This is a genomic window from Pseudomonas sp. B14-6 (assembly GCF_013260315.1).
GTDB lineage: Bacteria > Pseudomonadota > Gammaproteobacteria > Pseudomonadales > Pseudomonadaceae > Aquipseudomonas > Aquipseudomonas mandelii.
The window spans coordinates 4,345,873-4,369,057 of record NZ_CP053929.1; the positions used below are offsets into that span (position 1 = coordinate 4,345,873).

At 61.1% G+C, this 23,185-nt stretch carries 19 protein-coding genes; 7 read left to right on the top strand and 12 right to left on the bottom strand.

Going from position 1 to position 23,185, the window contains the following annotated elements; genetic code table 11:
• Window positions 1-18: 18 nt before the first annotated feature.
• Complete coding sequence (locus HP062_RS19965) at window positions 19-1,995, bottom strand: methyl-accepting chemotaxis protein (RefSeq protein ID WP_010465150.1); 1,977 nt, start codon at window positions 1,993-1,995, stop codon at window positions 19-21.
• A gap of 184 nt (window positions 1,996-2,179) precedes the next feature.
• Window positions 2,180-3,100 (bottom strand): LysR substrate-binding domain-containing protein, encoded by a 921-nt coding sequence (locus tag HP062_RS19970; RefSeq protein ID WP_010465151.1) that lies wholly within the window; start codon window positions 3,098-3,100, stop codon window positions 2,180-2,182.
• Window positions 3,101-3,259: 159 nt separating this feature from the next.
• Here HP062_RS19970 and HP062_RS19975 point away from each other — a divergent pair, with 159 nt between their 5' ends.
• Complete coding sequence (locus tag HP062_RS19975) at window positions 3,260-4,654, top strand: NorM family multidrug efflux MATE transporter (RefSeq protein WP_042932982.1); 1,395 nt, start codon at window positions 3,260-3,262, stop codon at window positions 4,652-4,654.
• 108 nt (window positions 4,655-4,762) lie between these two features.
• Here HP062_RS19975 and HP062_RS19980 read toward each other — a convergent pair whose 3' ends face one another.
• Window positions 4,763-6,436 carry a bifunctional diguanylate cyclase/phosphodiesterase gene (locus tag HP062_RS19980; RefSeq protein WP_010465155.1) on the bottom strand — a complete coding sequence of 558 codons (1,674 nt, stop codon included), beginning with the start codon at window positions 6,434-6,436 and terminating at the stop codon, window positions 4,763-4,765.
• 262 nt (window positions 6,437-6,698) lie between these two features.
• Here HP062_RS19980 and rep point away from each other — a divergent pair, with 262 nt between their 5' ends.
• Entirely contained in the window at window positions 6,699-8,708 is a 2,010-nt protein-coding gene (gene rep / locus HP062_RS19985; RefSeq protein WP_010465157.1) for a DNA helicase Rep, read from the top strand.
• 84 nt (window positions 8,709-8,792) lie between these two features.
• Window positions 8,793-9,365 carry a xanthine phosphoribosyltransferase gene (locus HP062_RS19990; protein ID WP_010465159.1) on the top strand — a complete coding sequence of 191 codons (573 nt, stop codon included), beginning with the start codon at window positions 8,793-8,795 and terminating at the stop codon, window positions 9,363-9,365.
• 127 nt (window positions 9,366-9,492) lie between these two features.
• On the opposite strand, the gene HP062_RS19995 is transcribed toward HP062_RS19990, so the two are convergent.
• From HP062_RS19995 to dadA, 6 genes are all read right to left on the bottom strand, one after another.
• Window positions 9,493-11,415, bottom strand: a complete 1,923-nt coding sequence (locus HP062_RS19995) for an acetyl-CoA hydrolase/transferase family protein (RefSeq protein WP_172791926.1) — start codon at window positions 11,413-11,415, stop codon at window positions 9,493-9,495.
• 138 nt (window positions 11,416-11,553) lie between these two features.
• The gene (locus tag HP062_RS20000) at window positions 11,554-11,964 is read right to left on the bottom strand and encodes a cytochrome c5 family protein (RefSeq protein ID WP_077748586.1); all 411 of its coding nucleotides are present in this window, start codon (window positions 11,962-11,964) and stop codon (window positions 11,554-11,556) included.
• Window positions 11,965-12,146: 182 nt separating this feature from the next.
• Complete coding sequence (locus HP062_RS20005) at window positions 12,147-12,695, bottom strand: cupin domain-containing protein (RefSeq protein WP_007947433.1); 549 nt, start codon at window positions 12,693-12,695, stop codon at window positions 12,147-12,149.
• Between the two features lie 126 nt (window positions 12,696-12,821).
• The gene (gene alr, locus HP062_RS20010; RefSeq protein ID WP_172791927.1) at window positions 12,822-13,895 is read right to left on the bottom strand and encodes an alanine racemase; all 1,074 of its coding nucleotides are present in this window, start codon (window positions 13,893-13,895) and stop codon (window positions 12,822-12,824) included.
• A gap of 104 nt (window positions 13,896-13,999) precedes the next feature.
• A complete protein-coding gene (locus HP062_RS20015; RefSeq protein ID WP_010465169.1) occupies window positions 14,000-14,353 on the bottom strand; it encodes a RidA family protein in 354 nt (117 codons plus the stop codon).
• On the bottom strand, window positions 14,325-15,629 hold the full coding sequence (dadA, locus tag HP062_RS20020; RefSeq protein ID WP_010465171.1) for a D-amino acid dehydrogenase: 1,305 nt from the start codon (window positions 15,627-15,629) through the stop codon (window positions 14,325-14,327). Before dadA ends, HP062_RS20015 begins: the two co-directional genes overlap by 29 nt.
• Before the next feature lie 157 nt (window positions 15,630-15,786).
• Here dadA and HP062_RS20025 point away from each other — a divergent pair, with 157 nt between their 5' ends.
• Window positions 15,787-16,275 carry an Lrp/AsnC ligand binding domain-containing protein gene (locus HP062_RS20025; RefSeq protein ID WP_010465173.1) on the top strand — a complete coding sequence of 163 codons (489 nt, stop codon included), beginning with the start codon at window positions 15,787-15,789 and terminating at the stop codon, window positions 16,273-16,275.
• A gap of 139 nt (window positions 16,276-16,414) precedes the next feature.
• Here the strand turns inward: HP062_RS20025 and HP062_RS20030 are convergent, their stop codons facing one another.
• Window positions 16,415-16,768, bottom strand: a complete 354-nt coding sequence (locus HP062_RS20030) for a YkgJ family cysteine cluster protein (protein WP_007947437.1) — start codon at window positions 16,766-16,768, stop codon at window positions 16,415-16,417.
• 147 nt (window positions 16,769-16,915) lie between these two features.
• Between HP062_RS20030 and HP062_RS20035 the strand changes: the two genes are divergently transcribed.
• Window positions 16,916-18,208, top strand: a complete 1,293-nt coding sequence (locus tag HP062_RS20035) for an FAD-binding oxidoreductase (protein WP_077748584.1) — start codon at window positions 16,916-16,918, stop codon at window positions 18,206-18,208.
• 136 nt (window positions 18,209-18,344) lie between these two features.
• On the opposite strand, the gene HP062_RS20040 is transcribed toward HP062_RS20035, so the two are convergent.
• Window positions 18,345-18,590: a DUF1127 domain-containing protein gene (locus tag HP062_RS20040; RefSeq protein ID WP_010465178.1), complete on the bottom strand. Its 246-nt coding sequence runs from the start codon at window positions 18,588-18,590 to the stop codon at window positions 18,345-18,347.
• Between the two features lie 179 nt (window positions 18,591-18,769).
• On the opposite strand from HP062_RS20040, the gene HP062_RS20045 reads away from it, so the two are divergent.
• Both HP062_RS20045 and HP062_RS20050 read left to right on the top strand, forming a co-directional pair.
• Complete coding sequence (locus HP062_RS20045; protein WP_010465180.1) at window positions 18,770-20,203, top strand: PLP-dependent aminotransferase family protein; 1,434 nt, start codon at window positions 18,770-18,772, stop codon at window positions 20,201-20,203.
• Between the two features lie 60 nt (window positions 20,204-20,263).
• Window positions 20,264-21,832: a phospholipase D family protein gene (locus tag HP062_RS20050; RefSeq protein WP_042932478.1), complete on the top strand. Its 1,569-nt coding sequence runs from the start codon at window positions 20,264-20,266 to the stop codon at window positions 21,830-21,832.
• Between the two features lie 167 nt (window positions 21,833-21,999).
• On the opposite strand, the gene HP062_RS20055 is transcribed toward HP062_RS20050, so the two are convergent.
• Entirely contained in the window at window positions 22,000-23,145 is a 1,146-nt protein-coding gene (locus HP062_RS20055) for an MFS transporter (RefSeq protein WP_010465183.1), read from the bottom strand.
• Between the last annotated feature and the right edge of the window lie 40 nt (window positions 23,146-23,185).

The window sequence follows — 23,185 nt, forward strand, 5'->3', positions numbered from 1 at the left end:
GACTATTTCAGCGACGCCTCAACGAAACCGGTCAACCTCTTGGCGCAAGTCCGCCGCCAGCTTCTCCAGCTCTTTGGCGGTCACGGCCAGGTTCGACACCACTTCCCGCTGCTCGCTGTTTGCCAGCGCAATGCTTTGCAGGTTGCTGCTGAGCAAGGTCGCGGTGCTGCTCTGCTCCTGGGTCGCGGTGGTGATCGCCGCAAATTGCTGGCCAGCCGAACGGCTCTGTTCATCAATCCGCGCCAGGGCCGAGGCCACGTTGGCGTTGCGTGACAAGCCTTCCTGCATCAGCACATTGCCCTGTTCCATGGTGCTGATCGCATTGCCGGTTTCCTGCTGGATGCTTTGAATCATCCCGGAAATTTCGTCAGTGGCCTGACGTGTACGCGAAGCCAGGTTGCGCACCTCGTCGGCGACCACCGCAAAACCACGACCTTGCTCACCGGCGCGGGCCGCTTCGATGGCCGCGTTCAGCGCCAGCAGGTTGGTTTGATCGGCGATCGAGGTAATCACTCCGACGATGCCGCCGATTTCCTGGGAGCGCTGCCCCAAGGTATTGATCACGATGGCGGTGCTGTTCAACGCGCCAGCGATTTGCTCCAGCGACGAGGACGCCTCGTCCATCGAGGTACGACCGATCTGGGTTTGCTGTGCGTTTTCCTGCGCCAGACGCTGGGTGCTGCCCATGTTGTCGGCAATGTTCAGCGAGGTTGCGCTGAATTCTTCCACGGCACCGGCCATGCTGGTGATTTCGCCCGACTGCTGCTCCATCCCTTCATAGGCACCGCCGGACAGACCGGACAACGCCTGGGCACGGCTGTTGACCTCGACCGAGGCCTTGCGAATGTGCTCGACCATGGTCGACAAGGCCTGGCTCATCTGGTTGAAGGCACGGGCCAGCTGACCGATTTCGTCGTTGCTCGACACGCTCAGGCGCACGCTCAAATCACCGGCGCCCAGGGCTTCTGCCTGACGCACCAGATCACCCAGCGGCGCAAGTTTGCTGCGCAGCAGCCAGACCGCCGAGCCGACGGCGATTAACGTCGCCAGCAGACTGCCGATCGCCAGTTGAATGCCGACGCTCCAGGTCACGGCGCTGATTTCGGCTTTCGGCATGCTTGCCACCACCGACCATGGGCCGCCTTCAAACGGCACGGCCACGCTGTAGAAGTCTTCGGACTTGTCGCTCCAGAAATCACCCTTGCCCGGGGTTTTCGCCAGATCGACGATGGCCGGGACTGCTTGATCCAGCGCTTGCACACCCGCAATCGGCACCAACCACTTCTTCTGCTCATCGAGCAGCGCCAGCGAGCCGGTCTGGCCGATGCGGAAGCGTTTGAGGTTCTCAAACTGTGCGTTCTGTGCGTCGGTGTAATCGAATCCTACGAACAGCACGGCAATCACCTTACCGCTGCTGTCGCGTACAGGCGTGTACTGCGTCATGTAGGAACGGTCGAACAGCAAGGCGCGGCCGACATAACTCTGCCCCGCCATCAAGCGTGCATAGGCCGGGTGAGCGTGGTCCAGCAGGGTGCCGATGGCCCGGTTGCCGTCCTGCTTGGTCAAGGACGTGCTGACGCGGATGAAATCTTCACCGCTGCGCACAAACACCGTCGCAACGCCCGCGGTCATCTGCTTGAACTCGTCGACTTCCTTGAAGTTGTTGTTCAACACTTCGCTGCCCAGGTGCAGGCCCGGGGTCTGCGTACCCGCCACGGCCACCGGTTCGTCCGGGTGCACGCTCAGGCCGGCGCTGAAGCGCTTCTCGAACAGACCGGCCAGACGCTGAGTGCTTTCACGCAACGTGCCGTGAAAGGTACTCAACTGATCGGCCAGCAACCGGGCTTCACTGGCCAGGTGCTCTTCGCGGGTGGCGAGGTTGGCGGAGTCCAGCGAACGCAGGGCGAACACGGTACTGCCAGTGATGACGATCGCCAGTATCACGGCAAGCGCAAGACCAAGCTGTGAGGCGATCCGAGCACGAGGTTGAGACATGACAGCTCCTGGCCAAGTGACCGGATCATCCTGATCACGATGCACACTCAGCAAAATTCTAATTAGAGGAATTACAGGGGACCTGCACGAAGGTCCCACCTGCAGATTTTCGGCGGCAAACCTGAATACTTGAGTAAATAGCCGGGATATGGCTCAAGGCCTCTATTGCTGGGGCTTCATCGATTCAGCTCAAGCGCTCGACATCCGGTAAATCCATGGCCCGGACCTCGCCTTGCAGAAAGTCGCTGAGGCGGCGCAAACGTTCACCTCCCGGGCGGGTTTTCGGCCAGACGAGGTAATAATGCTCACCGCTGGCGACAGCCGTCGGCCACGGCAAACTCAGACGACCCTGCGCGACATCTTCCGCCACCATCAGCAAATCCCCCATGGACACGCCATAGCCTCGGGCCGCCGCGATCATGCCCAACTCCAGCGTGTCGAAAACTTGCCCGCCCTTGAGCGAGACCTGATCCGACAGCCCCATGCGCTCCAGCCAACTGCGCCAGTCACGACGATCTGGCGTTGGATGCAGCAGCTCTGCGCTGGCCAGGCGTGCGACGTCCCACGGCTGGTCCTTCAGCAGGTTCGGCGCGCCGACCGGGATCAGTTCTTCCGGGAACAGCAACGTCGCCTCCCAGTCCGGAGGAAAACGCCCGTTACTGAGGATGACGGCGCAGTCGAAGGGTTCGTGGTTGAAGTCCACGGTGTCGATGTCCATCCAGGCACTGGTCAATTGCACTTCGTTGCCCGGTTGCAGGTGCCGGAAGCGACTCAGGCGCGCCAGCAGCCAACGCATGGTCAACGTCGACGGGGCTTTCATGCGCAAGATGTCGTCTTCGGCGCGCAAGGTATTGCAGGCGCGTTCGAGCGCGGTGAAACCTTCACGGATGCCAGGCAGGATCAACCGCGCCGACTCGGTCAGTTGCAGGTTGCGCCCGCTGCGGTGAAACAGCCGGCAGGCGAAATGATCTTCGAGGGTACGAATGTGTCGACTGACCGCACTTTGGGTGATCGACAATTCTTCAGCGGCGCGGGTAAACGAGCTATGCCGCGCCGCCGCTTCGAATGCGCGCAGGGCATACAAGGGAGGAAGACGACGGGACATTGGGAAAGCTCCTATAGCGCGGTTGCGCCACGTTAGCAGAAACTTGCCAGCATGAGTCTGACTCATGCCACCCATCCTTTTTATCCCTTTGTGAAAACCCCGCAGAGCGCCGAGAATCGGCTCTCTCCTGTTTACTCCGATAACCGAGGCGTGATGACCATGCAGCATCCAGCACGTACCGAACTCCGGGCCATCCTGCGGCTGGCGGGGCCGTTGATTGCCTCGCAGTTGGCGCACATGCTGATGGTCCTCACCGACACCTTGATGATGGCGCGCCTGAGTCCCGAAGCGCTGGCCGGTGGCGGCCTGGGCGCGGCGACGTATTCGTTCGTGTCGATCTTCTGCATCGGCGTGATCGCAGCGGTCGGCACCCTGGTGGCGATCCGTCAGGGCGCAGGCGATATCGTCGGTGCCGCGCGCCTGACCCAGGCCGGCTTGTGGCTGGCGTGGTTGATGGCGCTGGTGGCCGGCCTGCTGCTGTGGAATCTGAAACCGGTGCTGCTGCTGTTTGGCCAGACCGAAACCAACGTCCAGGCTGCCGGGCAGTTCCTGCTGATCCTGCCGTTCGCCCTGCCCGGCTACCTGAGCTTCATGGCCCTGCGCGGTTTCACCAGCGCCATCGGCCGGGCGACCCCGGTGATGGTCATCAGCCTCGGCGGCACCGTGGCCAACTTCCTGCTCAACTACGCGTTGATCACCGGGATGTTCGGCTTGCCGAAAATGGGCCTGGTGGGCATCGGGCTGGTCACGGCGATCGTCGCCAACCTGATGGCCGTGGCGCTGGCGCTGCACATCCGTCGGCATCCGGCTTACGACGCGTATCCGCTGCGCCAGGGTCTGTCGCGGCCTAACCGCCAGTACCTGAAAGAGCTGTGGCGTCTCGGCCTGCCCATCGGCGGCACCTACGCGGTGGAAGTCGGGTTGTTTGCATTCGCTGCGCTGTGCATGGGCACCATGGGCAGTACGCAACTGGCGGCGCACCAGATCGCCCTGCAGATTGTTTCGGTGGCGTTCATGATTCCGGCGGGGCTTTCTTACGCGATTACCATGCGCATCGGTCAGCACTACGGTGCCGGGCAGTTGCTGGACGCGCGGCTGGCCGGCCGGGTGGGAATCGCCTTTGGCGCGGCGGCGATGCTGGGTTTTGCCATGGTTTTCTGGTTCCTGCCGAATCAGTTGATCGGCTTGTTCCTGGACCACAACGACCCGGCCTTTCGAGACGTCTTCAACCTGGCTGTGAGCCTGCTGGCGGTGGCGGCATGGTTCGAGCTGTTCGACGGCACCCAAACCATCGCCATGGGCTGCATCCGCGGGCTCAAGGATGCCAAGACCACGTTCCTGGTCGGACTGGGTTGCTATTGGCTGATCGGTGCGCCGGCGGCGTGGTGGATGGCGTTCAACTTGAACTGGGGGCCGACAGGCGTCTGGTGGGGATTGGCGCTGGGCCTGGCGTGCGCGGCGGTGAGCCTGACGCTGGCGTTTGAGTGGAAGATGAAAGGGATGATTCGGCGCGAGCCGTCAGTACAGCGTTTCGAAGTCCCTCAGACAGACTGAGATCCCCTGTAGGAGCGAGGCTTGCCCGCGAAGGCGTCACATCAGTCGACATCTTTGTTAACTGACACGACGCCTTCGCGGGCAAGCCTCGCTCCTACAGGGGCGGGGTTAGCTCACGATTTCGAGGGCAGGCTGCTGGCTGCTGCCAAACGTCAGATACTCAACCAACTCCGCCAACGGCAGCGGCTTGCTGATCAGATACCCCTGCACCTGATCGCAACCAAACCCGCGCAACAACTCCAGCTGCTCCGCCGTCTCCACGCCTTCGGCCACCACTTCAAGGTTGAGGTTGTGCGCCAGGTTGATCATCGCGTGGACCAGTTTGCGATTCTCTTCCCGCTCTTCCATGCCGCCGACAAAGCTCTTGTCGACCTTGAGCAAGGCAATCGGCAGGCTGTTGAGGTGCACGAAGGACGAGAACCCGGTGCCAAAATCATCCAGCGAGAAGCGCACGCCCAGGCGCCCGAGGGCGTCCATGGTCTGTTTCACCAGGTCGCTGCGGCGCATGACCGCAGTTTCGGTCAGTTCGAATTCCAGCCATTGCGCCTCGACGCCGCGCTCGGCGATCAGCCGGCTCAGGGTCGACAACAACTGGCTGTCCTGAAACTGCCGGAACGACAGGTTGATCGCCATGTGCAGCGCCGGCAGACCACGCTCGCGCAATGCCTGCATGTCCCGCAGGGCCCGGGAAATCACCCAGTAACCGAGCGGTACGATCAAACCGCTTTGCTCGGCCAGCGGCACGAACTCGCTGGGCGCCAGCAAACCGCGCTCGGCATGCCGCCAGCGCACCAGGGCTTCGAGGCCGACGATCTGGCCGTCCTCAAGGTTCAGGCGCGGCTGGTAATGCAACTCCAGTTCGTCACGGCGCAACGCCCTACGCAGCTCGCTTTCGAGGTCGGCCATGCTGCGGGCATTGCGGTTGATGCGTTCGTTGAAGATATGAAAGGTACAGCCCTGAGTGCTCTTGGCTTGCTGCATGGCGATGTGCGCGTGCCACATCAGCGGGTCGGCGCCGGCCTGGGCCCGGGCGTGGGCGATGCCCAGGCTGGAACCGATCAACAGGCTTTCGCCGTCGACCCAGTAAGGTTCGGCCAGGGCTTCGGTGATGCGCTCGGCCATCCATTCGGCGCGCTGAGGCGCGCGGCGGGTGTCGATCAGCAAGGCGAATTCATCGCTGCCAAGCCGCGCCAGTTGATCGCCGGCCTCAAGCTGGCTTTTCAGCCGCGCAACCACTTGCAGGATCAACCGGTCGCCGGCCTGGTGGCCGAGGGCATCGTTGGCGTGACGGAAGTTGTCGAGATCAAGGTGACCGAGGGCCAGGCCACGGCCGTCGTTTTCCGCCAGACGCGCGGCCAGTAAGGTCTGGAAGCCCTGACGGTTGGCGATGCCAGTCAGCGGGTCTTGCTCGGCCAGGCGTTGCAGGGTGTTTTCCAGCAAGCCACGTTCGCGCACATGCCGCAGGCACCGGCGCAGCATGCCGGCATCGAGATGGTCGCGCACCAGCCAGTCGCTCACACCATCGGGCGACGTCAGGGGCTCGTGCTCGAGCAGCAACACTGTCGGCAAGCTGCATCGGCCTGGCAGAGGCTGAAGTGCTGGAATGGTCAACAACACCGCGTTGCGGTTGTCATCGAACAGACTGCTGACCGACTCCCAGCTCGGCGCGCTGATAAGCACGGCCGAGCTCCCCATCGGAGCCAGACACTCGCGCAACAACGCTGCCCACACCGGCTCTTCGGCCAGTAGCAGCAAACGCAAGGGTTCGACAGGCGTAGACAAGCTAGCTCCCTAGACTCTGCAAAGATGTAGGCGACGGGCATTATGCCGCGCCTGTAACCAATGACCAAATGACATCAGTTATCAAACGTGAGTTTGTGTCTGGAATACGAACATTAGCCGCTAATTCACCGCGCATCCTGCTTGAAAGTATCAAAACCGGCAAATAGAGATAGCGTGGTGCGTCACAAGTCGGAGAGAGCAGCACAATTCGCTGAGCCTGTTAAAATGCCGGCCCATTTCACTAACGACTCCCTGATTTCGTATGTCCCGACTCAATCCCCGGCAGCAAGAAGCCGTGAGCTACGTCGGCGGCCCTCTTTTGGTGCTCGCCGGCGCCGGCTCCGGCAAGACCAGCGTGATCACCCGCAAAATTGCGCATCTGATCCAGAACTGCGGCATCCGCGCCCAGTACATCGTCGCCATGACCTTCACCAACAAGGCCGCGCGCGAGATGAAGGAACGGGTCGGCACCCTGCTCAAGGGCGGCGAAGGCCGTGGCCTGACGGTGTGCACCTTCCACAACCTGGGCTTGAACATCATCCGCAAGGAACATGTTCGCCTGGGCTACAAGCCGGGCTTCTCGATCTTTGACGAAACCGACGTCAAAGCCTTGATGACCGACATCATGCAGAAGGAATACTCGGGCGACGACGGCGTCGACGAGATCAAGAACATGATCGGCTCGTGGAAAAACGACCTGATCCTGCCGCCCGAAGCCCTGGAAAACGCGCGCAATCCCAAGGAACAGACCGCCGCCATCGTCTACACCCACTATCAGCGCACGCTCAAGGCGTTCAACGCGGTGGACTTCGACGACTTGATCCTGCTGCCGGTGAAGCTGTTCCAGGAACACGCCGACATCCTCGAAAAATGGCAGAACAAAGTCCGCTACCTGCTGGTGGACGAATACCAGGACACCAACGCCAGCCAGTATTTGCTGGTGAAACTGCTGATCGGCACGCGCAACCAGTTCACCGTGGTCGGCGACGATGACCAGTCGATCTACGCCTGGCGCGGCGCCCGCCCGGAAAACCTGATGCTGCTCAAGGACGATTACCCGTCCCTGAAAGTCGTCATGCTCGAGCAAAACTACCGTTCCACCAGCCGCATCCTGCGCTGCGCCAACGTGCTGATCTCGAACAACCCGCACGAATTCGAAAAGCAGCTGTGGAGCGAGATGGGCCACGGCGACGAAATCCGCGTGATCCGCTGCCGCAACGAAGACGCCGAAGCCGAGCGCGTGGCCGTGGAACTGCTGACCCTGCACCTGCGCACGGACCGGCCTTACAGCGATTTCGCGATCCTGTATCGCGGTAACTACCAGGCCAAGCTGATCGAACTGAAGCTGCAGCACCACCAGATTCCGTATCGTTTGTCCGGCGGCAACAGCTTCTTCGGTCGCCAGGAAGTGAAAGACCTGATGGCCTACTTCCGCCTGATCGTGAACCCGGACGACGACAACGCCTTCCTGCGGGTGATCAACGTCCCGCGCCGGGAGATCGGTTCGACCACGCTGGAGAAGCTGGGCAACTACGCCACCGAGCGCAAAATCTCGATGTATGCCGCCACCGACGAAATCGGCCTGGGCGAGCACCTGGATGCGCGTTTCACTGATCGTCTGTCACGCTTTAAGCGCTTCATGGACAAGGTCCGCGAGCAATGCGCCGGCGAAGACCCGATCTCGGCGCTGCGCAGCATGGTCATGGACATCGACTACGAGAACTGGCTGCGCACCAACAGCTCCAGCGACAAGGCCGCCGATTACCGCATGGGTAATGTCTGGTTCCTGATCGAGGCGTTGAAAAACACCTTGGAAAAAGACGAAGAAGGCGAAATGACCGTCGAAGACGCCATCGGCAAACTCGTCCTGCGCGACATGCTGGAACGTCAGCAGGAAGAGGAAGACGGCGCTGAAGGTGTGCAGATGATGACCTTGCACGCTTCCAAGGGCCTGGAATTCCCTTACGTGTTCATCATGGGCATGGAAGAGGAAATCCTCCCGCACCGCTCCAGCATCGAAGCCGACACCATCGAAGAAGAACGCCGCCTGGCCTACGTTGGCATTACCCGCGCGCGTCAGACCCTGGCCTTCACCTTCGCCGCCAAGCGCAAGCAATACGGCGAGATCATCGACTGCGCGCCGAGCCGCTTCCTGGATGAGCTGCCGCCGGACGACCTGGCGTGGGAAGGCAACGACGACACACCTGTTGAAGTCAAAGCCGTTCGCGGCAATACCGCATTGGCGGATATACGGGCAATGTTAAAGCGCTAGAATTGAGCACTTTTTAACCGAACACTTTTTAACCAGGCATTTTTGACAAGCTAGGCGCACATGGCGCCAGTAGAGGAACGCTTCATGGAAGCACTGCACCAGAAAATCCGCGAACAAGGCATCGTGCTTTCCGATCAGGTCTTGAAGGTCGATGCCTTTTTGAACCACCAGATCGACCCGGCCCTGATGAAGCTGATCGGCGATGAATTCGCTGCGCTGTTCAAGGACTCGGGCATCACCAAGATCGTCACGATCGAAGCTTCGGGCATCGCCCCGGCGATCATGACCGGCCTGAACCTCGGCGTGCCGGTGATTTTTGCCCGCAAGCACCAGTCACTGACCCTGACTGAAAACCTTCTGTCGGCGACCGTTTACTCGTTCACCAAGCAGACCGAAAGCACCGTGGCCATCTCCCCGCGCCACCTGACCAGCAGCGACCGCGTGCTGATCATCGATGACTTCCTGGCCAACGGCAAGGCGTCCCAGGCGCTGATCTCGATCATCAAACAGGCCGGCGCCACCGTGGCGGGTTTGGGGATCGTGATCGAGAAGTCGTTCCAGGGTGGGCGTGCGGAACTGGATGCGCAGGGTTATCGCGTTGAGTCGCTGGCTCGTGTGCAGTCGCTGGCCGGCGGCGTCGTGACCTTCATCGAATAAAGCCACACCGCATATCCCTTGTGGGAGCGAGCCTGCTCGCGAAAGCGCTGGATCAGTCAACGATGATGTCGACTGATACTCAGCATTCGCGAGCAGGCTCGCTCCCACAGTGGTTTTGGAGTGGCTGTTATGGCGCGGTGGCCTTGAGGCCGGCGAGTAGCAGCCGCTGAAACAGGTCCTCTTTCAGCCCTTCCGGGTTGGTCAGCTGCATCCGCTCCAGATGCTCGGGAAACGCCGCAGGTTCCGGCGCATCCAGCGCAGCCTTGCCCAACTCCAGAATCTCCGAGAGCTTGAACTTGCTCTTCAACCAGTTCAGCGACCGCAACAAATCCCTCTCCACCGCAGTGAAATCACACCCCAGCGGATACTCCGGAAACAAATTCGGATGCAACGCCTGAATCGCCTGCAAACGCTCCGGGCTGTTGTCGGCAAAACGCGGATCGATGCGGAAATTCTTCGGCAATTTGCCAACGTTCTGCGCCTGCTCGATCAGCCCCGGCTGGAAGCGAGAGTCGCTGATATTCAGCAATGCCTCGATCACCGCCGCATCGGTCTTGCCGCGCAGATCGGCGATGCCGTACTCGGTGACCACGATGTCCCGCAGATGCCGTGGGATCGTGCAGTGGCCGTATTCCCAGACGATGTTCGAACTGACCTCACCGCCCGCCTCGCGCCAGCTGCGCAACAGCAGCACGGACCGCGCGCCCTCCAGCGCATGGCCCTGAGCAACAAAATTGTATTGCCCGCCAACGCCGCTCAGCACTCGCCCGCTTTCGAGCTGATCGGCCACGCCCGCGCCGAGCAGGGTCATGGTGAACACGGTATTGATGAAGCGCGCGTCCAGACGCTGCAAGCGTTTGAGTTCTTCCTGACCGTAGAGCTCGTTGATGTAGCTGATGCGGGTCATGTTGAATTCGAGTCGCTTGCTTTGCGGAAGCTCGCGCAGGCGCTCGTAGAAACTGCGCGGCCCGAGGAAGAACCCGCCATGCACCGAGATGCCATCGGTTTGCGCGGCTTCGTCGAGAGTGCCGGCATTGGCTTGTTGCTGGGTCGGCACGTCCGGGTAGACCTTGCGCCGCACGATTCCGGCATCGGCCAGCACCAGCAAGCCGTTCACGAACATTTCACTGCAACCGTAAAGGCCCTTCGCGAACGGATCGATGCCGCCTTCGCGGTCGATCAACTGCGCCCACTGGCTGAGATTGATATCCGCCAGCAACGCCTTGTAACCGGCATTGTCGGCCTGACGCGCCAGCAACGCTGCGGTCAGGGCATCGCCCATGGCACCGATGCCGATCTGCAAGGTGCCGCCATCGCGCACCAGCGTACTGGCGTGCAAGCCGATGAAGTGATCCTGGAAACCCACGGGCAAGTTCGGCGTGGAGAACAGTGTGGTGTTGTCCTTCTCGTCGATCAGCAGGTCGAAGGTGTCGATACCTATTTCGGCGTCACCGGGCATGTAGGGCAAATCGTTGTGCACCTGGCCCACCAGCAGGATCGTCTCTCCCGCCGCCCGGCGTTTGGCGATCATCGGAAACAGGTCGAGGGTGATGTCAGGGTTGCAGCTCAGGCTCAGACGATCCGGGTGTTCGGCGTGGCTGGCCACCAGTTGCGCCACGAGGTTCAAACCGGCGGCGTTGATGTCCCGCGCGGCGTGGCTGTAGTTGCTGCTGACGTAATCCTGCTGGGCCGATTCGCTATGCAGCAGGCTGCCGGGCTGCATAAAGAATTGATGGACGTGAATGTTCGCCGGCAGGCTGTCTTTGTGCAGTCCGGCGAGAAAATCCAGCTCCGGATAATCGCCAAACACTCGCTCGATGAAGGGTTCGAGGAAGCGCTTTTGCAAACCGTCGCCCAAGGCCGGGCGGCCCAGGCACAGGGCAGTGTAGATCGTCAGCTGCCGGTCGGGCAGTTGCGCGACGCGCTGGAACAACGCGTTGACGAAGTGGTTGGGTTTGCCCAGGCCCAGAGGCAGGCCCATGTGGATATGCGCTGGCAACCGCGCCAATACGTCATCGACCGCCTGCTCGATAGAACACAGCTGCACCATCTGATCCTCCCTTACATTCCGTGAATTGGGGTTGGACCGAGCTTGCCGGGCCTTTACTGCAAAGAATAGTCCCCAAGGAAAATCGCAGGCACAAAAAAGCCGCTCGTAAGCGGCTTTTTCGCTGAAGATGCTGGCGTGTTACAGGCCGGACATTTCTTTGATGGCGCCCTTCAGCTCGTCGTCGGAGCAGTCGGCGCAGGTGCCTTTAGGCGGCATCGCATTGATACCGGTAATGGCTTTGGCCAGGATGCCGTCTAGGCCGCCCTGGTGATCGGCGCGCTCTTTCCAGGCAGCCTTGTCGCCGATTTTCGGCGCACCCAGCAGGCCGGTTCCGTGGCAAGCATTGCAATGTTTTGCAATCACATCTTTAGGCGTCTTGGCACCGCCACCGCCAGTAGCAGCAGCAACTTCCATCCCCTTGCACTCTTGACCCTGGACGCAAACCTGGCCGACTGGCTCAAGGCGTTTAGCAATATCGTCGTTGGTCGCTGCTTGTGCGCTGACTGCCCATAGGGCCAATACGGTTGCTGGTACGGCCAGCATTTTCATAATTAGATTCACGCGTTCACCCTCAATGGTGGCTAGTCACGCCTACGGCCACGGTTCGCAGGCGGGCGCAAGTATAACGGTAACCCCGTCACACTGAAACAACCCCAAAGTCGAAGGGGTCTTGTTGCGCAATGGAAAAACGGTTTGGGTGCCTCCGCCATGCTGGCAGGACGCCTCTTCTCTTAGAAATTCGCGGGCGTGGCTGCGCTGATTAGTCGCGCCGGCGCATCGAACGGATTACGGAAACGGTGTGGCTTGGTACTTTCAAAGTAGTAGCTATCCCCCGCTTCGAGCACAAAAGTTTCGAGGCCTACCACCAGTTCCAGTCGGCCTTCCACCAAAATGCCGGTTTCCTCGCCCTCATGGGTGAGCATCTCGTCACCGGTGTCGGCGCCAGGCGGGTAGATTTCATTGAGGAAGGCGATAGCCCGGCTCGGATGCGCCCGACCGACCAGTTTCATGGTCACTGCACCATCGGAAATATCGATCAGCTCGTTGGCCTTGTAGACGATCTGCGTCGGTTTTTCCTGCAGGATTTCTTCGGAAAAGAACTCGACCATGGACATGGGAATCCCGCCCAGTACCTTCCTCAGCGAACTGATCGAGGGGCTGACGCTGTTCTTCTCGATCATGGAAATCGTGCTGTTGGTGACGCCCGCGCGCTTGGCGAGCTCACGCTGGGAAAGACCTTTGAGCTTACGGATGGATTGCAGTCGTTCACCGACGTCCAAGCTTGCGCCTCCAAGATTCAGGTTGTAGAAATATTGAGCGTTATCATGGCGACAGCGTTCAGTATTTACAACACTTTGGCCTGAATCCTGTTCAGCGAAGCGACTTCCGGTACGGACTGCTGACCGCTAACCCTCGGAATAGAGCTTTGGCACCCGGCGCAGGTTGCAGAAGATCTGATAGGGAATCGTGTCAGCGGCGGCGGCCACGTCGCTGGCGAGGATGTTTTTACCCCACAACTCAACGGTCGAACCCAGGCCGGCCTGCGGTACATCGGTCAGATCGATGCAGAGCATGTCCATCGACACCCGGCCAATCAACTGGCTGCGCTGCCCGGCGACCAATACTAGCGTGCCGGTCGGTGCCTGACGCGGGTAACCATCGGCATAACCCATGGCCACCACCCCGACGCGCATGGGCTTGGGGGTGATGAATTTGGCGCCATAACCGATCGGCTCGCCGGCCGGCAGTTCACGCACGCAGATCACTTTCGATTCCAGGGTCATCACCGGCTGCAAACGGGAGGCCACGGCGTTGGCTTCTTCAAACGGCGTGGCGCCGTAGAGCATGATGCCCGGGCGAACCCAATCGCTCGGAATCTGCGGCCAACCGAGTACCGCCGGCGAGTTGCGCAAGCTGATCTCGGCCGACAAACCTTTACGTGCCGCTTCAAACACAGCGACCTGCTCGGCGCTGGCCTGCTCGTGCAGCTCATCGGCGCGGGCGAAGTGGCTCATCAAGACAATCTTCGCCACCTTGCCGCTGGCCAGCAGCCGTTGATACGCCGCGTGATAATCCTTTGGATGCAAGCCAACCCGGTGCATACCCGAATCGAGCTTGAGCCAGACCGTGATGGGTTTGCTCAACGCGGCGTTCTCGATGGCTTCGAGCTGCCACAACGAATGCACCACGCACCAGAAATCATACTCGACGATCAGCGACAGCTCATCGGCTTCGAAAAAACCTTCCAGCAACAACACCGGCGCCCGAATGCCAGCCGCGCGCAGCTCCAACGCTTCTTCGATACAAGCCACGGCAAATCCATCCGCCTCGGCTTCCAGCGCCTGGGCGCAACGCACCGCGCCATGGCCGTAGGCATCCGCCTTGATCACGGCGAGGGCCTTGGCCCCCGTGGTTTCACGGGCGATCCGGTAGTTGTGACGCAGGGCTTGAAGGTCGATCAGGGCACGGGCTGGACGCATGGCGGCAGACTTCTAGGCGGTCATGGGAATAAAAACCGGCGCTGGCTGACGGCGTGAATCGCCAACAGCACCGGAAGAGGGATCTTTCTAACGTCCTGACAGGCTTACGGCAGAGCGGCGACGACCGACAGCTCGATCAGGATTTGCGGTTCGCACAGCTTCGACTCAACGGTCGCACGGGCCGGGGCGACGCCTTTTGGCAGCCACTTGTCCCACACCGCGTTCATGCCTTCGAAATGCGCGTCGATGTCTTTCAGGTAAATCGTGACCGAGAGCAAACGGCTCTTGTCGGTGCCTGCCAGATCGAGCAAACGCTCGATATTGGCGAGGGTTTCACGGGTCTGCTGTTCAATCCCGGCATTCATGTCGTCGCCGACCTGCCCTGCCAGATAGACGGTGCCGCTGTGGACAACGATCTGGCTCATGCGCTCATTGGTGAGCTGGCGCTGGATTGACATGTTTTGCGGACTCCTGAAGTTTTGTGCCGTAACGGGAAATATCGAGGCCTTCGGCGCTGATCTGCGGCGTTTTCTTCGCCATCAGGTCAGCCAGCAAACGGCCGGAGCCGCACGCCATGGTCCAGCCGAGCGTGCCGTGACCGGTGTTCAGGAACAGGTTGCTGAACGGGGTGGCACCAACGATGGGCGTGCCGTCCGGAGTGGTCGGACGCAGACCGGTCCAGAAACTCGCCTGGGCCAGATCGCCGCCCTGAGGATAAAGGTCGTTGACGATCATCTCCAGGGTTTCGCGCCGACGCGGGTTCAGCGACAGGTCAAAACCGGCTATTTCAGCCATGCCGCCGACGCGGATGCGGTTGTCGAAACGGGTGATCGCGACCTTGTAGGTCTCGTCGAGAATGGTCGAGGTCGGAGCCATCGCCGGGTTGGTGATCGGCACGGTCAGGGAGTAACCCTTGAGCGGATACACCGGGGCCTTGATGCCCAGTGGCTTGAGCAGTTGCGGCGAGTAGCTGCCGAGTGCCAGCACGTAGCGATCCGCGGTTTCCAGCTTGCCGTCGATCCATACGCCGTTGATGCGATCACCGGCGAAGTCGAGCTTCTGAATGTCCTGGCCGAAACGGAATTCCACGCCCAATTTGACGGCCATTTCGGCCAGGCGAGTGGTGAACATCTGGCAGTCGCCAGTCTGGTCGTTCGGCAGGCGCAAGGCACCGGCGAGGATATCAGTGACGCTGGCCAGGGCCGGCTCAACGCGGGCAATGCCAGCGCGGTCGAGCAGTTCGAACGGCACGCCGGACTCTTTCAGAACAGCGATGTCTTTCGCCGCGCCGTCCAGTTGAGCCTGGGTGCGGAACAGTTGGGTCGTCCCGAGGCTGCGGCCTTCATAGGCTATGCCGGTTTCAGCGCGCAGTTCGTCGAGGCAGTCACGGCTGTACTCGGACAGACGCACCATGCGCTCCTTGTTCACCGCATAACGGCTGGCGGTGCAGTTGCGCAGCATCTGCGCCATCCACAGGTATTGGTCGATGTCGGCGGTGGCCTTGATCGCCAGCGGTGCGTGGCGCTGCAACAGCCACTTGATGGCCTTGAGCGGCACGCCCGGCGCGGCCCACGGCGAGGCATAACCCGGCGATACCTGCCCGGCGTTGGCGAAACTGGTCTCCATGGCAGCGGCCGGCTGACGGTCCACCACCACCACTTCGAACCCGGCACGCGCCAGATAATAAGCACTGGTGGTACCGATGACGCCGCTACCCAAGACCATAACGCGCATTTTCATATCCCTCATCGCGGCTTGCCGCTGACGTTCGTAGTTGTAGAGCATTGATGTGCGCAGTGTAAAAAAGATTAGGCAGTGCTTTTCACTATATAACTGCCTATATTTGGCGAGAATTCTCGGCAAAAACCCTTTTCACGGAGGCGCATCCCCTATGCGTACCAACACTCAGACCAAACGTGAGCTGGACAAGATCGACCGCAACATCCTGCGGATCCTGCAAGCGGACGGACGCATCTCCTTCACCGAGCTTGGGGAAAAGGTCGGGCTCTCGACCACTCCGTGTACCGAGCGGGTCCGGCGCCTGGAGCGCGAAGGGATCATCATGGGCTACAACGCCCGGCTCAATCCGCAGCACCTCAAGGGTAGTCTTCTGGTGTTCGTCGAGATCAGCCTCGACTACAAATCCGGCGACACTTTCGAAGAGTTCCGACGTGCGGTGCTGAAACTGCCCCATGTGCTGGAGTGCCATTTGGTGTCGGGGGATTTCGACTACCTGGTGAAGGCGCGGATTTCCGAGATGGCTTCCTACCGCAAGCTGCTGGGCGACATCCTGCTCAAGCTGCCGCATGTGCGCGAATCCAAGAGCTATATCGTGATGGAAGAGGTGAAAGAGAGTTTGTGCCTGCCGATTCCGGATTGAGACTTTGTGGTGTCTGTTCAGACCCCATCGCTAGCAGGCTCGCTCCCACCGCTGATCTTCAGCGGGCACACAGTCTGTGCATGACGCAGATCCAGTGTGGGAGCTAGCCTGCTAGCGATACAGGCGACTCGGTCTTCCCTCAGACGAGGACCTGCCGGGTCGACGCCATGTACTCATGAATCTGCTTCTCCACCCGCGGATGAATCAGCTCCACGGGCCCCCGCCCATTCGGGCACGGCAAGGTCTTGGTGGTCCCAAACAATCGGCAGATCAGCGGCCGCTCGTCATACACCGTGCAGCCATTGGGGCCCAGGTGCACGCAGTTGAGTTCATCCATCGCCGCATCCTGCTCGGCCCGGGTCTTGCGCGGCAGGCGGGACATTTCTTCCGGCGAGGTGGTCACCGGTCCACAGCAGTCATGGCAGCCGGGCACGCACTCGAACGAGGGAATCTGCTGGCGAAGCGTGCGGATTTTCTGGCTGTTGCAGCTCATCGAAGCGGTGACCCAAAGCGGAATAGACCGGGATTCTGACGCAAAAGCCGCGATCCAGACAGCACGAACCGACCAATGTTGCCCGCGACGGAACGTCCGGCTTATGCTCCGTCAAATTTTATAGACACACGAATCAGGGACGCTCACATGAATGCCCGTGCCCAGCACACTGCCTCTTACTACGCCGCCAGCAGCCTGCCGCAGCCCGATCATCCGGTGCTGCAAGGCGATCTGGTGGCGGACGTGTGCGTGGTCGGCGGCGGGTTTTCCGGGCTGAACACGGCGCTTGAGCTGGCCGAACGCGGCCTCAGCGTGATCTTGCTGGAAGCGCACAAGATTGGCTGGGGTGCCAGCGGACGCAATGGCGGGCAATTGATTCGCGGCGTCGGTCATGGCCTCGATCAGTTCACCGACGTGCTCGGTGCGCAAGGCGTGCGCCAGATGAAACTCATGGGCCTGGAAGCGGTGGAAATCGTCCGCCAGCGTGTCGAGCGTTTCCAGATTCCGTGCGACCTGACCTGGGGTTACTGCGACCTGGCGAACAAACCCCGCGACCTCGAGGGTTTCGCCGAAGATGCCGAAGAGCTGCGCAGCCTCGGCTACCGCTATGAAACCCGGCTGCTGCAAGCCAATGAAATGCACTCGGTGGTGGGTTCGGACCGCTACGTCGGCGGCTTGATCGACATGGGTTCGGGCCATCTTCACCCGCTTAACCTGGCACTGGGCGAAGCGGCCGCCGCGCAGCAGCTGGGCGCAAAGCTGTTCGAACACTCGGCGGTGACCCGCATCGATTACGGCCCCGAAGTAAAGGTCCATACCGCCCAAGGCTCGGTCCGCGCCAAGACGCTGGTGCTGGGCTGCAACGCTTACCTCAACCAACTCAACCCGCAGCTCAGCGGTAAGGTGCTGCCCGCGGGCAGCTACATCATTGCCACCGAGCCGTTGAGTGAAGAGCTGGCGCACTCGCTCCTGCCGCAGAACATGGCGGTCTGCGATCAACGGGTGGCGCTGGATTACTACCGGCTTTCGGCGGATCGACGCTTGCTGTTTGGCGGTGCCTGCCATTATTCGGGCCGCGACCCGAAGGACATTGGCGCGTACATGCGGCCGAAGATGCTGGAAGTCTTCCCGCAACTGGGCGGGGTGAAGATCGACTATCAATGGGGCGGGATGATCGGCATCGGCGCCAACCGACTGCCGCAGATTGGCCAGCTCAAGGATCAGCCGAATGTGTATTACGCCCAGGCGTATTCCGGACATGGGGTGAATGCCACGCACCTGGCGGGCAAGTTGTTGGCCGAGGCGATCAGTGGGCAGCAAGGGGGCGGGTTTGATCTGTTCGCTCGCGTCCCGCATATCACCTTCCCCGGCGGGAAGCATTTACGCTCGCCGCTGTTGGCGCTGGGGATGTTGTGGCATCGGCTTAAAGAGTTGGTCTGAGGAAGTTGTAGCGTTTTTGCGGACGCCTTCGCGGGCAAGCCTCGCTCCTACAGGTTATGCGTCGGTCGGAAGATCGACACTAACCCTGTAGGAGCGAGGCTTGCCCGCGAAGAGGCCCTCCAGAACACCACAAAACTCAGATCCGCCAGAAAGGCTTAAGCCCCTCCTCCCGCGCCTGCTCCCGACTCAACCCCACATCCCTGAGTTGCTCGGGCGTGAGCGTCAGCAACGCCTTGCGCGTGTGCAGACGATGCCAGAACAGACCCCAGCGACTCAGGCCGGACGGCGCATTGCGCATGACTGCCTCGCGCGCACCGTTTTTCTGCCCTGCCGCCAGTTCCTGACTGTGTAACGTCAGCCGCACATCGCTCAAGCCGTTCATTTTGATTGCTCCTGTTTACTTGGGTAGCCAGAGCTTTCATGATGCGCGGACGGCAAAAAGCATTACAGATTCAACGAGACTGTATTAACCCCATACAGATTCTTCGATTCAGCGTCTGAATCCGATAATTTAGCCCCATCTGTACTGGTTAACCGAATCACCCGCATCGAGACTGCGCCATGACCCTTTACGTCAACCTCGCCGAATTGCTCGGCACCCGTATCGAACAGGGCTTCTATCGCCCCGGTGACCGGCTGCCGTCGGTGCGGGCGTTGAGTGTCGAGCACGGGGTCAGCCTGAGCACGGTGCAGCAGGCCTATCGCGTGCTGGAAGACAGCGGGCTGGCGACACCCAAACCCAAGTCCGGCTATTTCGTACCGGTGGGCCGCGAATTGCCGGAGCTGCCGGCCATCGGCCGTCCGGCCCAGCGTCCGGTGGATATTTCGCAGTGGGATCAGGTGCTGGAATTGATCCGCGCCGTCCCGCGCAAGGACGTCGTGCAACTGGGCCGCGGCATGCCGGACATCACCACGCCGACCATGAAACCGTTGCTGCGCAACCTGGCGCGCATCAGCCGTCGCCAGGACATGCCCGGTCTGTATTACGACAACATCTACGGCACCCTCGAACTGCGCGAACAGATTGCTCGCCTGATGCTCGATTCCGGGTGCCAATTGACCGCCCACGACCTGGTGGTGACCACCGGCTGCCATGAAGCGCTGTCCACCAGCATTCGTGCGATTTGCGAGCCGGGGGACATTGTGGCGGTGGACTCGCCCAGTTTTCACGGCGCCATGCAGACCCTCAAGGGCCTGGGCATGAAAGCCCTGGAAATCCCCACCGACCCGATCACCGGGATCAGCCTCGATGCGCTCGAACTGGCGTTGGAGCAATGGCCGATCAAGGCCATACAGTTGACGCCCAACTGCAACAACCCGCTGGGCTACATCATGCCGGAATCGCGCAAACGCGCCTTGTTGACGCTCGCACAGCGTTTCGACGTAGCGATTATCGAAGACGATGTGTATGGCGAACTCTCCTACAGCTACCCGCGCCCACGCACGATCAAATCCTTCGACGAAGACGGCCGCGTGTTGCTGTGCAGTTCCTTTTCCAAAACCCTGGCACCCGGGCTGCGCATTGGCTGGGTCGCGCCCGGACGCTATCTGGAACGGGTGCTGCACATGAAATACATCAGCACCGGCTCTACCGCGCCACAACCGCAGATTGCGATTGCCGAATTTCTCAAGGCCGGGCATTTCGAACCGCATTTGCGGCGGATGCGCACGCAATACCAACGCAGTCGCGACCTGATGATCGACTGGGTCACGCGCTATTTCCCCGCCGGCACCCGCGCCAGTCGCCCGCAAGGCAGCTTCATGTTGTGGGTTGAGCTGCCGGACGGCTTTGACACCCTGAAACTGAATCGCGCCCTGCATGATCAAGGCGTACAGATTGCCGTCGGTAGCATCTTTTCCGCCTCGGGCAAGTACCGCAACTGCCTGCGGATGAACTACGCTGCCAAGCCAACACCGCTGATCGAAGAAGCCGTGCGCAAGGTCGGCGCCGCAGCGATCAAACTGCTGGCAGAAACGGACCACATCACCGACTGACCTTTCTCAGGAATCCAGCGTCCATATACCGACCTTTGCCGCCAATCGGAACGTTCCTACGTGAGAGTCAGACAGCCCCTACTTGCTCTTCTGCTACTCGCCTCGTTTCTGGGCGGTTGCGCCAGCTTCGACGTTCAACGCGAACCGAGCCAGGCTTTACCCGCCAGCGATTCGGCGTTCGGCCGCTCGATCCAGGCCCAGGCCGCGCCCCACGAGGGCAGGTCCGGCTTTCGCTTGCTGTCCAACAGCAGCGAAGCCTTCATGGCCCGTGCCGAGCTGATCCGCAATGCCCAAAGCAGCCTCGACTTGCAGTACTACATCGTGCATGACGGCATCAGCACGCGGATGCTGGCGGACGAATTACTCAAGGCTGCGGATCGCGGCGTGCGGGTGAGAATCCTGCTCGATGACACCACCAGCGACGGCCTGGACTGGATCATCGCGACCCTCGCTGCGCACCCGCAGATCCAGATCCGCCTGTTCAACCCGCTGCACCTGGGCCGCGCCACGGGCGTGACGCGCACCATGGGCCGCTTGTTCAACCTGTCGCTGCAACATCGGCGCATGCACAACAAGTTGTGGCTGGCGGACAACAGTGCGGCCATCGTCGGCGGCCGTAACCTGGGAGACGAATACTTCGATGCCGAGCCCAACCTGAATTTCACCGACATCGACATGCTCGGCGTCGGACCGGTGGCGGAACAGCTTGGCCACAGCTTCGACCAGTACTGGAACAGCGCGCTGAGCAAACCGATCGACGAGTTCCTGTCGAGCAGACCGACGCAAAAGGACCTGCAAAATACCCGCACGCGCCTGGAAGAATCCCTGGAAGAGACCCGCAAGCAGAATCATGCGCTGTATCAGCAGTTGATGACTTACACCACAAAGCCACGCATGGACATCTGGCGCCGGGAGCTGATCTGGGCCTGGAACCAGGCGCTGTGGGATGCACCGAGCAAGGTCTTGTCGGACGGCGAGCCTGACCCCCATTTGTTGCTGACCACGCAACTGGCGCCGGAGCTTACGGGCGTCAGCAAAGAACTGATCATGATCTCGGCTTACTTCGTACCGGGGCAGCCGGGGTTGGTCTACCTCACCGGCCGGGCCGACGCCGGGGTGTCGGTGAGTTTGTTGACCAACTCGCTGGAAGCCACGGACGTGCCGGCCGTGCACGGCGGTTACGCGCCTTATCGCCGGGCGCTGCTGGAACATGGCGTGAAGCTGTACGAACTGCGCCGCCAGCCCGGCGAAGGCGGCGGCAGCGGGCCGCATATTTTCTACAGCAAGTCCTTCCGGGGTTCCGATTCCAGCCTGCACAGCAAGGCGATGATCTTCGACCAGCAGAAATCCTTCATCGGCTCATTCAACTTCGATCCACGCTCGGTGCTGTGGAACACCGAAGTCGGCGTGCTGGTGGACAGCCCCGAACTCGCCGCGCATGTGCGTAGAGCGGCCATGGAGGGTATGGCGCCGCCCTTGAGCTATCAGGTGAAACTGGAGAATGACCGGATCGTCTGGGTGACGGAGGATGACGGCAAAATGCACACGCTGACCAAGGAGCCAGGGAGTCTATGGCGCCGCTTCAATTCCTGGTTCAGCACGGCGGTCGGCCTTGAGCGGATGTTGTAGCGTTGCTTCCATCAATCAAGTGTGGCGAGGGAGCTTGCTCCCGCTGGGTCGCGAAGCGGCCCTAAACCAGAAGCCCCCGTTCATTCAGACTGAACGAGGGCTCCGATAGGCGACTGCTGCGCAGTCGAGCGGGAGCAAGCTCCCTCGCCACACGCTTGTGCAGGGTTTCAGGCCGGTTCGGCAACTCCACCGAACGCGCCTTGGCGTGACAGTAAGATCACCAACCCGAACGCCCCCGCGGCCATGAACAGCGGCAACGCATGCCCGCTGATCCATTGGCTGCCGGCACCGGCCGCCAAAGGCCCGATCAGGCAACCGATGCCCCACAGCTGCGCAATGTGCGCGTTGGCTCGCACCAGTGCATCGTCGCGATAGCGTTCGCCGATCAGGATCAGCGACAAGGTGAACAATCCTCCGGCGCTGGCGCCAAACAGCACCCACAACGGCCAGATCAGCAAGGTGTCGATGAGCAACGGGATCGCCAGACTCGAAAGCAGCAACACCACCGCGCAACCGGTGAACAAAGTCCGGCGTGACAAGCGATCCGCCAGCGCGCCGATCGGCAATTGCAGCAGGGCATCACCCACCACCACGGTGCTGACCATCGCCAAGGCGATTTCCGTGGTGAAACCCTGACGCAGGCAATACACCGGCAACAAGGTCAGGATCATCGCTTCAAACGCCGCGAACAGCGACACCGCCCAGGCAATCGCCGGCAAGCCACGGCAGAAGCCCCACAAGTCGCCAAACGTCACGCTGGCAGCCTCACTGGACGGTGCGCCGCTGCGGCCCAGCAACAGGAGCGGAGCCGCTATGAGCAAGCCGACGCCGACCCAGAAGCCGTAATCGTGTTCGGTGCCCAGAACGCCCAGCAGCAACGGCCCGGCCAGCTGACTCAGCGCGTAACTGCTGCCGTACAGCGCCACCAATCGTCCGCGCCATTGTTCGATCACCAGTTGGTTGATCCAGCTTTCGCCGAGGATGAAGACCAGGGTCAGGATCACCCCGATCATCAGGCGCATCACCAGCCAGACCGGATAGCTCGGCAACAGCGCCAGCAAGCCGATGGACACCGCCCCGGCCCACAGGCACAGACGCATGAGGTTGGCCGTGCCCAGACGCGAGGCCAGATGGCTGGAAATCTTCGCCCCCAGCAGCACGCCAATGGCCGGCATCGCCGCCATCACACCGATGGCGAACGAGCCGTAGCCCCAGCTTTCCAGGCGAAACGACACCAGCGGCATGCTGACCCCCAGGGCCAGGCCAACACTCAAGACAGACGCCAACACGGCGAAATAAGTCGCCCAACGCATGTTCCACGCTCCTGTGGATATTTTTTGGCACCGCACAAAA

What these genes read in the sequence shown, in the direction of transcription:
- HP062_RS19965 (WP_010465150.1), bottom strand. Translation starts at nt 1,995, where the DNA reads ATGTCTCAACCTCGTGCTCGGATCGCCTCACAGCTTGGTCTTGCGCTT.
- HP062_RS19970 (WP_010465151.1), bottom strand. Translation starts at nt 3,100, where the DNA reads ATGTCCCGTCGTCTTCCTCCCTTGTATGCCCTGCGCGCATTCGAAGCG.
- HP062_RS19975 (WP_042932982.1), top strand. Translation starts at nt 3,260, where the DNA reads ATGCAGCATCCAGCACGTACCGAACTCCGGGCCATCCTGCGGCTGGCG.
- rep (WP_010465157.1), top strand. Translation starts at nt 6,699, where the DNA reads ATGTCCCGACTCAATCCCCGGCAGCAAGAAGCCGTGAGCTACGTCGGC.
- HP062_RS19990 (WP_010465159.1), top strand. Translation starts at nt 8,793, where the DNA reads ATGGAAGCACTGCACCAGAAAATCCGCGAACAAGGCATCGTGCTTTCC.
- HP062_RS19995 (WP_172791926.1), bottom strand. Translation starts at nt 11,415, where the DNA reads ATGGTGCAGCTGTGTTCTATCGAGCAGGCGGTCGATGACGTATTGGCG.
- HP062_RS20000 (WP_077748586.1), bottom strand. Translation starts at nt 11,964, where the DNA reads ATGAAAATGCTGGCCGTACCAGCAACCGTATTGGCCCTATGGGCAGTC.
- alr (WP_172791927.1), bottom strand. Translation starts at nt 13,895, where the DNA reads ATGCGTCCAGCCCGTGCCCTGATCGACCTTCAAGCCCTGCGTCACAAC.
- HP062_RS20015 (WP_010465169.1), bottom strand. Translation starts at nt 14,353, where the DNA reads ATGTCAATCCAGCGCCAGCTCACCAATGAGCGCATGAGCCAGATCGTT.
- dadA (WP_010465171.1), bottom strand. Translation starts at nt 15,629, where the DNA reads ATGCGCGTTATGGTCTTGGGTAGCGGCGTCATCGGTACCACCAGTGCT.
- HP062_RS20025 (WP_010465173.1), top strand. Translation starts at nt 15,787, where the DNA reads ATGCGTACCAACACTCAGACCAAACGTGAGCTGGACAAGATCGACCGC.
- HP062_RS20030 (WP_007947437.1), bottom strand. Translation starts at nt 16,768, where the DNA reads ATGAGCTGCAACAGCCAGAAAATCCGCACGCTTCGCCAGCAGATTCCC.
- HP062_RS20035 (WP_077748584.1), top strand. Translation starts at nt 16,916, where the DNA reads ATGAATGCCCGTGCCCAGCACACTGCCTCTTACTACGCCGCCAGCAGC.
- HP062_RS20040 (WP_010465178.1), bottom strand. Translation starts at nt 18,590, where the DNA reads ATGAACGGCTTGAGCGATGTGCGGCTGACGTTACACAGTCAGGAACTG.
- HP062_RS20045 (WP_010465180.1), top strand. Translation starts at nt 18,770, where the DNA reads ATGACCCTTTACGTCAACCTCGCCGAATTGCTCGGCACCCGTATCGAA.
- HP062_RS20055 (WP_010465183.1), bottom strand. Translation starts at nt 23,145, where the DNA reads ATGCGTTGGGCGACTTATTTCGCCGTGTTGGCGTCTGTCTTGAGTGTT.